This is a genomic window from Pseudomonas sp. 22490 (genome assembly GCF_052044465.1).
GTDB lineage: Bacteria > Pseudomonadota > Gammaproteobacteria > Pseudomonadales > Pseudomonadaceae > Pseudomonas > Pseudomonas aeruginosa.
Map to the genome: position 1 here is coordinate 58140 of NZ_JBQENS010000037.1, position 8575 is coordinate 66714.

Below are 8575 nucleotides of genomic sequence, written 5' to 3' on the forward strand. Positions count from 1 at the left end.
CGGGATATCCTTGGCGTCTTTTCACGGGCTCCAGGGACGAATGCCGATGAGCGAGATAATGGACGTCGAGCGACTGCGCCAGCGCTGCGCGGCCGGCGAAAGCTTCAAATACCTGTATTTCTGGGGACATCGCCCGGCGACGGATGACAAGGTCGGCAAGAGCTGTTTCAGCCAGTGGTACGAGGCTTCGTTCAAGCTCGACGGGGTGCGCTACGCCAGCGCCGAGCATTACATGATGGCGGCCAAGGCACGCTTGTTCGACGACCCTAGGTTGCTCGAGCGCATCCTGGCGGCGCGCAGCCCAGGCGAGGCGAAGGCCCTCGGCCGCGAAGTCGCCGGCTTCGACGAGGCACGCTGGAACGCCGAGCGGGTGGGAATCGTGATCGAAGGCAACCTCGGCAAGTTCGGCCAGAACGCTTCGCTGAAGAAATACCTTCTGGGCACCGCCGACCGGGTGCTGGTCGAGGCCAGCCCGGTGGACGCGATCTGGGGCATCGGCCTGGCCGCGAGCGATCCCCTGGCAGCCGAGCCGGCGACCTGGCAAGGCCTCAACCTGCTCGGCTTCGCCCTGATGGAGGTGCGCCGGAGGCTGGCTCAGTAGTAGTACCAGCGCAGCTCCAGCTTCACCTCGTTGATCGGCTTGCCGACATGGCTGAACTCGCGTTCGGCGCTCAGGCGCAGGCCGAGGTCGCGGCCCAGCTCCACCTGCTGGACGAAGCCCAGGCTGCGGCGCACTTCACCGTTGTGGAAGTAGTCGCCCTTGGCCTCCAGGGTCAGGTTGCCCAGCGGGTTGCGCCACAGCAGGCCGCTGTCGAAGCCCACCGCCGGGGCGATGGCGGCGGCGAAGTCCCTGTTGTTCTCGATCCGCGCGGTGCCCATGGCGTAGAGCAGCAGGTCGTCGCCGAACATCCAGCTGCCGCCGGCGCCGCCGTTCAGGTGGCTGACCAGGTTTTCGTCGCCGTCCTCGCCCGGCACCCGCTCCAGGCCGCCGGCGACCTGCCAGGACAGCGGCTTGAGCAACTGGTTGCGCGGGGTCAGCGAGCGGATGGTGACCAGGTCGAGATTCTGCAACTGCCAGCGGTTGCCTTCGTACTGGCGCAGCTTGAGCTGGCCGATCTCGATCTGCGCGCCGAGGGGGAAGCCATAGGCGTTATCGGCGAGGTCATGGTAGGCCATGCGCAGGCCGTATTCGGCGAAGGCGCGGTCATCGCGGCTGCCGACGCCGAACTGCCAGGTCCGTGACTCGTGGCCGTCCTCCGGCTGGCCGGGGCGCTCGACCTGGAGGTCCGGCGGCGGGTTGCGGTTGATCGCTCGCAACAGGTTGTAGCTGCGCGAGGCGATGCCGCTGTCACGCGCCTGACCGGTGGCGCGGTAGCGCACCAGGCGGAAGGCGGCGTCCTGGATCAGCGCCTGGCGCGGCATCGGCAGGGCCTTGAAGTCGGGAGCGTCGAGCAGGCTGTCGTCGTCCGCCAGGCGCTTGGCCCAGTCGCGCTCGGCATGGTCGAGCGGTTCGGCGCGGGCGAGCAGTTCCTTCTCGCGCGACGGCCGGTAGTCGATGCGCTCGATCAGCCCGGCGTTCTTCACCGCGCGGACGGTGTCGGTGGGGATCGCGGTAAGCGGGAACTGCTCGGTCAGCTCGATGCCCGGGCGGGCGATCTCCATCAGTTCGAGCAGGCGGAACGAACAGTTCTCGTCGAAGAAGTAGTAGTCGAAGCGGACCTGCTTGAGTTCCCAGACGTGTTCGACCATGCGCCCGGTCTCCTCGGGCGTGAGGTTCAGCTTGTATTCCCAGAGGTCGCGGTTCTCCAGGCGGCTGTACTCGGCCAGCTTCTCCCGGTACGGGACCAGCGCGAACAGGCCGGGATAGCCGCCCATCAGGCCTTTCCAGGCATAGAGGATGCTGTTGTCCATGCCTTCGATGTAGGCGCCGAAGTTCAGCGCGTAGCTGAGCAGGGCGGTGTTGTTGCTGGTGACGTCGGCCTGGTCGATGCGCAGCAGGGTGTGGCCGAACATCGACGACGGGCTGTTCAGGTAGGCCGCGGGGAACACCAGCACCGCGCTGTGCGGGTTGATGTCGCGGTACCAGTTGTCGTATTCGCCGCACTGCGGCTGCGGCAGGTCGTCGAGTTGCAGTTGCTGGCGCAGCCAGCGGGTGCGTGCCGGGTAGACGCACTGGGCATGCTTGTCGCCAAGGCTGGGCGAGGCATAGAGCGCCTTTAGCGTGGCCGCCAGTTCGGCGTCCGGGTGGCTCTCGCCGTTGTCGGCGAGGAAGAACCGCTCGTCGTCGACGTAGCTGCGCCAACCGCCGAGCTTGCCGCGTTCGTAGTGGCCGAGGGCGATCCAGTAGGGATCGGCGGCCAGTTGCTGGAGGCGGGCCTCGGGAACCGTGGGCGCAGCCAGAAGGGGGGAGCAGGCGCACAGCGCCATCCAGGGCAACAGGCGTTTCGGCATCGGCAAGGCTTAATGCTTGGGGAAAGGGGCCTGCCCGCGAACGGGCAGGCGGCGAGGCTCAGGCCTGCTCGGCGTACTTGGCCAGGCGGGCGTCCTGTTTCAGGATCGCCTGGGTGTTGGCATAGACGTCGGCGGCGGTGGCGTCGGACTTGTTGAAGATCTCGGAGAAATGCTCATGGGTGACGGCGGCGAAGTGCTCGCGGTCCTGCGGTTGCACGCCCAGCACCACGGCATAGGTGGTCAGCGCTTCGCCATTGCCCTTGGCCATGTCTTCGGACAGCTCGTCCATCATGCTGCCGAGCACCAGCAGGGGCTTGCCGCCATAGGACAGCGCGCCGTTGGTATGGCAGCCGTTGGTGCCGGTGGTCATGCCGAAGGTGTTGTTGCCGGAAGTGCCGTTGGTGGTCGCCGCGACCACGTGGGTGGCCACGCCGCGCTGGCCTTTGAAGAGCATGTTGCCCCAGCCGCAGCCGGCGCCGCCGGGAGCGTCGGCGAAAGCGTTGAAGGAGGCGGCGGCGAACAGGGTACCGAGCAGAATCCGTTTCATCGTTTGTTCTCTCTTGAGGTGGATCGGAGCCATCTGGAGCGGGCCAGCGACGCCGTGAGCTTTTCGGAATGCCACCGGGGTGTCAAGGCACCGAATGGGTGGCAGCGCGCAATGCCGGGCGAAAATTGACCGGCGTCAGCGGCAATCCGCTTGGAACCGTCCAGACTTGGGAAAGTTCTGGTCGGTCTGAGCGAAACCGGCCTTGGTCAGCCGTTCCTCATGCAGGAGGTGGATATGAGCGCTTTCGACCCCGCTACCGCCCTGGAAACCCTGGCGACCGAGTACGCGGCACGCGCCGCGGCGATCCGTCGGGACCTGGCGCGCAGCCATTCGCCGGACTTCGCCGAGCAGGCGGTGCAGCGCCAGAACGACGAAGTGCTCGAAGGCCTGCTCGCCGAGGCGGAGGCGGGGATGCGTCAGGTCGGCCTGGCCCGCCTGCGCCTGGCGGAAGGTCGCTACGGCTACTGCGAGCGCTGCGGCGAGGCCATCGAACCGGCGCGCCTGGCCGCCCTGCCTGCGGCGGAATACTGCCTGCGCTGCGCCGACCTGGTACATCGGTGAGATAGCGCCATCCGCGCCTTGTCAGTGGCGCGAGGCTGGGGGGAGAATGCGGGCGACGACACCCCGCGGCGATCTGCCGCCCGATGCAAGGATTCCCGATGCCCGATTCCGTCGCTGCCGGCCTGCGCCTGGCGCCAGAAGAACTGACCCGCCCGTTCGCTCCCGAGCAATTCGCCTTCGACACCACCGATGACCTGGAGCCCTTCCGCGGCGTGCTGGGCCAGGAGCGTGCGGTCGAGGCGCTGCAGTTCGGTGTGGCGATGCCGCGTCCGGGTTACAACGTATTCGTCATGGGCGAGCCGGGGACCGGACGCTTCTCCTTCGTCAAACGCTATCTGCAAGCCGAGGGCAAGCGCGTCGCCACGCCCTCCGACTGGGTCTACCTGAACAATTTCGACGAGCCGCGCGAACCTCGGGTGATCGAGCTGCCGCCGGGCAGCGCAACCGAATTCAGCGCCGACATCGACCGTCTGATCGACAACCTGATGTCGACCTTCCCGGCGGTCTTCGAGCATCCGGCCTACCAGCAGAAGAAGAACGCCGTCGACCGCGCTTTCAACCAGCGCTACGACCGCGCCCTGGACTCGGTGGAGCGGCGCGCCCTGGAGAAGGACGTGGCGCTGTACCGCGACAGCGCCAACGTCGCCTTCACCCCGATGAAGGACGGCAAGGCCCTCGACGAGGCCGAATTCGCCCAGTTGCCCGAAGCCGAGCGCGAGCGTTTCCACAAGGATATCGCCGCCCTCGAGGAGTACCTCAACGAGGAACTGGCGAGCCTGCCGCAGTGGAAGCGCGAGTCGAGCAACCAGTTGCGCGAGCTCAACGAGGAAACCATCACCCTGGCCCTGCAGCCCCTGCTGGCGCCTCTGGTGGAGAAGTACAACAACAACCCGGGCGTCTGCGCCTACCTGCAGGCGATGCAACTGAACCTGCTGAAGACCGTGGTCGACCAACTGGTCGACGACAGCCGCACCGACGCCCAGCGCAAGCAAGGGCTGATCGAGCAGTACGCGCCGAACCAGGCCATCGTCCACCACGCGACCAGCGGCGCGCCGGTGGTGTTCGAGTCGCACCCGACCTACGACAACCTGTTCGGCCGCATCGAGTACAGCTCGGACCAGGGGGCGCTCTACACCAGCTACCGGCAGTTGCGTCCGGGGGCGCTGCACCGGGCCAACGGCGGCTTCCTGATCCTGGAAGCGGAAAAGATGCTTGGCGAGCCGTTCGTCTGGGACGCGCTCAAGCGTGCCCTGCAGTCGCGCCAGTTGAAGATGGAGTCGCCGCTGGCCGAACTCGGCCGCCTGGCTGCGGTTTCCCTGACCCCCCAGGTGATCCCGCTGCAACTGAAGGTGATCATCATCGGCTCGCGGCAGATCTACTACACCCTGCAGGACCTCGATCCGGACTTCCAGGAGATGTTCCGGGTGCTGGTGGACTTCGACGAGGACATCCCGCTGGGCGAGGACAGCCTCGAACAGTTCGCCCAGTTGCTCAAGACGCGCACCTCGGAAGAGGGCATGGCGCCCCTCAGCGGCGCGGCGGTGGCGCGACTGGCGACCTACAGCGCGCGCCTGGCCGAGCACCAGGGGCGGCTTTCGGCACGGATCGGCGATCTGTTCCAGTTGGTCAGCGAAGCCGATTTCATCCGTCAGCTGGCGAACGAGGAGGTGATCCAGCTCGGCCACATCGAGCGTGCCCTCAAGGCCAAGCAGACCCGCACCGGACGGGTGTCGGCGCGGATCCTCGACGACATGCTGGCGGGGATCATCCTGATCGACACCGCTGGCGCCGCGGTCGGCAAGTGCAACGGACTGACCGTGCTGGAGGTGGGCGACTCGGTGTTCGGCGTGCCGGCGCGGATTTCCGCGACCGTCTATCCGGGCAGCAGCGGCATCGTCGATATCGAGCGCGAAGTCAACCTCGGCCAGCCGATCCACTCCAAGGGCGTGATGATCCTTACCGGCTACCTGGGTAGCCGCTACGCCCAGGAGTTCCCCCTGGAAATCTCCGCCAGCATCGCCCTGGAACAATCCTACGGCTACGTGGACGGCGACAGCGCCTCGCTGGGCGAGGTCTGCACGCTGATCTCGGCGCTGTCGCGGACGCCCTTGAAGCAGTGCTTCGCCATTACCGGCTCGATCAACCAGTTCGGCGAGGTGCAGGCGGTCGGCGGCGTCAACGAGAAGATCGAGGGCTTCTTCCGCCTCTGCGAAGCGCGCGGCCTGACCGGCGAACAGGGTGTGATCATCCCGCGCGCCAACGTCACTACCCTGATGCTCGACGAGCGCGTGTTGCAGGCGGTGCGCGCCGGGCAGTTCCACGTCTACGCGGTGCGCGAGGTGGACGAGGCGCTGGCGCTGCTGGTGGGCAAGCCGGTCGGTGCCCAGGACGAGAAGGGACGCTTCCCGAAAGGCAGCGTGAACGATCTGGTCGTGGCGCGCTTGCAGGAGATATCCGAACTCGGCATGGAAGAGGACGACAAGGAAAAGGACAAGCCGGCGGAGAAAGAGACCGTCGTGGCGAAGGACAAGGCCGCGGCGAAGAAGGACTGAGCCTGGCGCGCTGTCGGAACCTGTCGAGGGCGGGGCTGGAAAGCCCCGCCCTCGTGCGTTTCAGCCCTGTGGACAAGTTCCCGCCGGCGCTATGCGGAACCTGGCGGCAGGTGTAGGCTCAAAACTGGGAACCCCCGTGAGGATGCCGCCATGCCGCGTAACCTCTGCCTCATCCGCCCTTGTCTGGGGCTGACCACGCGAATCGAATGCGTGGTCAGGCCGCTGGCCGGAGAGAACGGACTCTGGACCCTGCTTTGCGCCGCCGGCATGTCCGGCTCCCAGCCTTCGGCGATCAAGGCCCAGGGCCCCTTCCACGGACCGCTGGTGGCCGAAGGGGTGTTGCAGGCGATTGCCGACTGCCTGGCCCAGCAAGGCTATATCGAAGCCGTCGACCCGCCGATCTGGCGCCTGCACCTGCAGGGCGAACTGCGCCGACTCAATGGCGAACGACGGCCGCATGTCGGCGACTACCTGTTTCGCCCGGAATCCTGAGCGGCGCCTGGGCAAAGCCTGAGCAATCCGGCCGAGGCCCCGTGCCATCATCGCTGGCGGGATCCATCCCGGCTCGGTGCACATATTTATCCACAGATTTTCTGGATAAAAACCGCCGGCCGCTGCGTTATACTCGCCGCCCCATTTTCCCCTGCACATACACACAAGAGACCATGGAACGCTTTTTCGAAAACGCCATGTACGCCTCGCGCTGGCTGCTGGCTCCCATCTACATGGGCCTGTCGCTGGCGCTGCTGGCGTTGACCATCAAGTTCTTCCAGGAAATATTCCACGTCATCCCGAACATCTTCGCGATGGCCGAGGCCGACCTGATCCCAATGTCATCAACTTTGGAAATTATCCATAAATATCATATAATTAGCGCTCAAATCAGTGCATGGGAGAAGCCCTTTTGACTACCTATACCGCATCGCTTGACACCGCCAGCCAAACCCTGGCTTGAAAATTGTACAAAAAATAACCAGCCCGCTCGATTGTCCCGCCTTCATCGCCGCCCACCGCCAGAATCCTCAAGACTTTACCCGCCGACGCCAGCTCACCTTCAAGAACCTCGTCCTGTTCCTGCTCAATCAGCCGCGCACGGCCCTGCAAACCGAACTCGATCAGTTCTATCGCGTACTCAATCAGGCGTCGACTGAGACGCAAATGGTCACTGCGCAGGCCTTCTGCAAAGCGCGCAAAAAGCTCAACCCCGAGGTATTTGAAAGTCTCAATCGCCTCCTGCAGCAACAAATTGACTGCTTCGGGCTGCGTCAGAAGTGGCGTGGGCTGAGGGTGCTCGCGGTGGATGGCTCGACCGTGCATTTACCCCTGGAGTCGACCATGGCGACCTTCTTTGGCAGTCACTCTGGCTTTCCCATGGCTCGCTTGTCCACACTCTACGAAGTCGCTGACGGTCAAACCTTGCATAGCCTGATCGTGCCCCTGACAGTCGGTGAGCGCGACTGTGCCCATCTGCACCTTGAGCACCTGCCGGCTGACAGCCTGACGCTGTTTGACCGTGGTTACCCTGGGCACTGGTTATTCGCGCTGTTCGCGCAGCAACAGCGGCACTTTCTGATGCGCCTGCCCTGTGGCTATAACGCCCAGGTCAAAGCGTTTCTACACTCTGGCCAAGTTGAAGACACACAGCTTTTCGTGGCCAACCATCCTGAAGCACGTCTGTTCTGCTCCGAGGCTGGCGTTGATCCTGCCAGCCAGATCGAGCTGAGACTGATCCGGGTCGAGTTGGCCAACGGCGAAAGCGAAGTATTGCTGACCTCGCTGCTGGATCGAGAAGCCTTTCCCGCTGAGGTGTTTGCCGAGCTTTACCACCGCCGCTGGGGCATCGAAACCGACTTCCGTCGCCTCAAACAAACCCTGACGCTGGACAACTTCAGCGGCCGCAGCGTGACCGCTGTAAAGCAGGACTTTCATGCCGCTCAACTGTTGAAGAACCTGGCGCTGTTGATGCAGCACCTGCTACAGCCGGTCATCGAACAGCGCCACAAAGGTCGCAAGCTGCGATGGAAAGTCAACTTCACCCAAGGCGTGTCACGGCTCAAAAATACCCTGGTCGAGCTGCTGGTGCGGCACTGTGCTCAGGGGCTGAGCAATGTGCTGGCCTTGATGGCTAAAAGCCTCAGTGCCGTACGCTCAGGCCGTAGCTTTGCGCGCCAACGCAAACGCGCAGCCAGCCGAGGTTGTGAGGGCTACAAACCGACGCGCTGAAGAAACACCACCGCCCAACCTCCGTGCAAAAAAAGCTGGCCACAAGCGGTCGGCATAGGCTCGTCCGGAGGACGAGAAATCTCGCCTAGACAGCCGGAACAGACGATGATCACATCACCGCCAGCCCAGCTAGACCGCCTGATTGAGCGGCAGAGGCCTGGTCATCGCCCGACGGCCATGGCGGCTGGCTGCTTCGGGGGGCTTGCCTTGGGCAGGGCTGCAGCTTAGGTTGATGACATTG

Annotated in this window: 7 protein-coding genes and 1 pseudogene; 6 read left to right on the forward strand and 2 right to left on the reverse strand. The window is 64.7% G+C overall.

Going from position 1 to position 8575, the window contains the following annotated elements; genetic code table 11:
• The first annotated feature begins 46 nt into the window (after nt 1-46).
• Nucleotides 47-601, forward strand: a complete 555-nt coding sequence (locus ACTJJX_RS29565) for an NADAR family protein (protein WP_004352744.1) — start codon at nt 47-49, stop codon at nt 599-601.
• Here ACTJJX_RS29565 and ACTJJX_RS29570 read toward each other — a convergent pair.
• A complete protein-coding gene (locus ACTJJX_RS29570) occupies nt 595-2451 on the reverse strand; it encodes an Lnb N-terminal periplasmic domain-containing protein (protein ID WP_003094784.1) in 1857 nt (618 codons plus the stop codon). The genes ACTJJX_RS29565 and ACTJJX_RS29570 overlap by 7 nt on opposite strands.
• A gap of 58 nt (nt 2452-2509) precedes the next feature.
• Nucleotides 2510-2998 carry a DUF3015 domain-containing protein gene (locus ACTJJX_RS29575; protein WP_003094783.1) on the reverse strand — a complete coding sequence of 163 codons (489 nt, stop codon included), beginning with the start codon at nt 2996-2998 and terminating at the stop codon, nt 2510-2512.
• A 234-nt stretch (nt 2999-3232) separates the two neighbouring features.
• Between ACTJJX_RS29575 and ACTJJX_RS29580 the strand changes: the two genes are divergently transcribed.
• The 5 genes and pseudogenes from ACTJJX_RS29580 to ACTJJX_RS29600 all read left to right on the forward strand — a co-directional run bounded on the left by ACTJJX_RS29580 (nt 3233) and on the right by ACTJJX_RS29600 (nt 8334).
• Nucleotides 3233-3559, forward strand: coding sequence for a TraR/DksA family transcriptional regulator (locus tag ACTJJX_RS29580; protein ID WP_003116271.1), 327 nt, complete (start codon nt 3233-3235; stop codon nt 3557-3559).
• A gap of 98 nt (nt 3560-3657) precedes the next feature.
• Entirely contained in the window at nt 3658-6111 is a 2454-nt protein-coding gene (locus ACTJJX_RS29585) for a Lon protease family protein (RefSeq protein ID WP_003105114.1), read from the forward strand.
• 150 nt (nt 6112-6261) lie between these two features.
• Nucleotides 6262-6603: a PA4575 family protein gene (locus tag ACTJJX_RS29590; RefSeq protein ID WP_003094775.1), complete on the forward strand. Its 342-nt coding sequence runs from the start codon at nt 6262-6264 to the stop codon at nt 6601-6603.
• 173 nt (nt 6604-6776) lie between these two features.
• Nucleotides 6777-6938: pseudogene (locus ACTJJX_RS29595) on the forward strand (YqhA family protein); the annotation flags it as partial.
• 124 nt (nt 6939-7062) lie between these two features.
• On the forward strand, nt 7063-8334 hold the full coding sequence (locus ACTJJX_RS29600) for an IS4-like element ISPa1635 family transposase (protein ID WP_004423958.1): 1272 nt from the start codon (nt 7063-7065) through the stop codon (nt 8332-8334).
• Nucleotides 8335-8575: the final 241 nt, after the last annotated feature.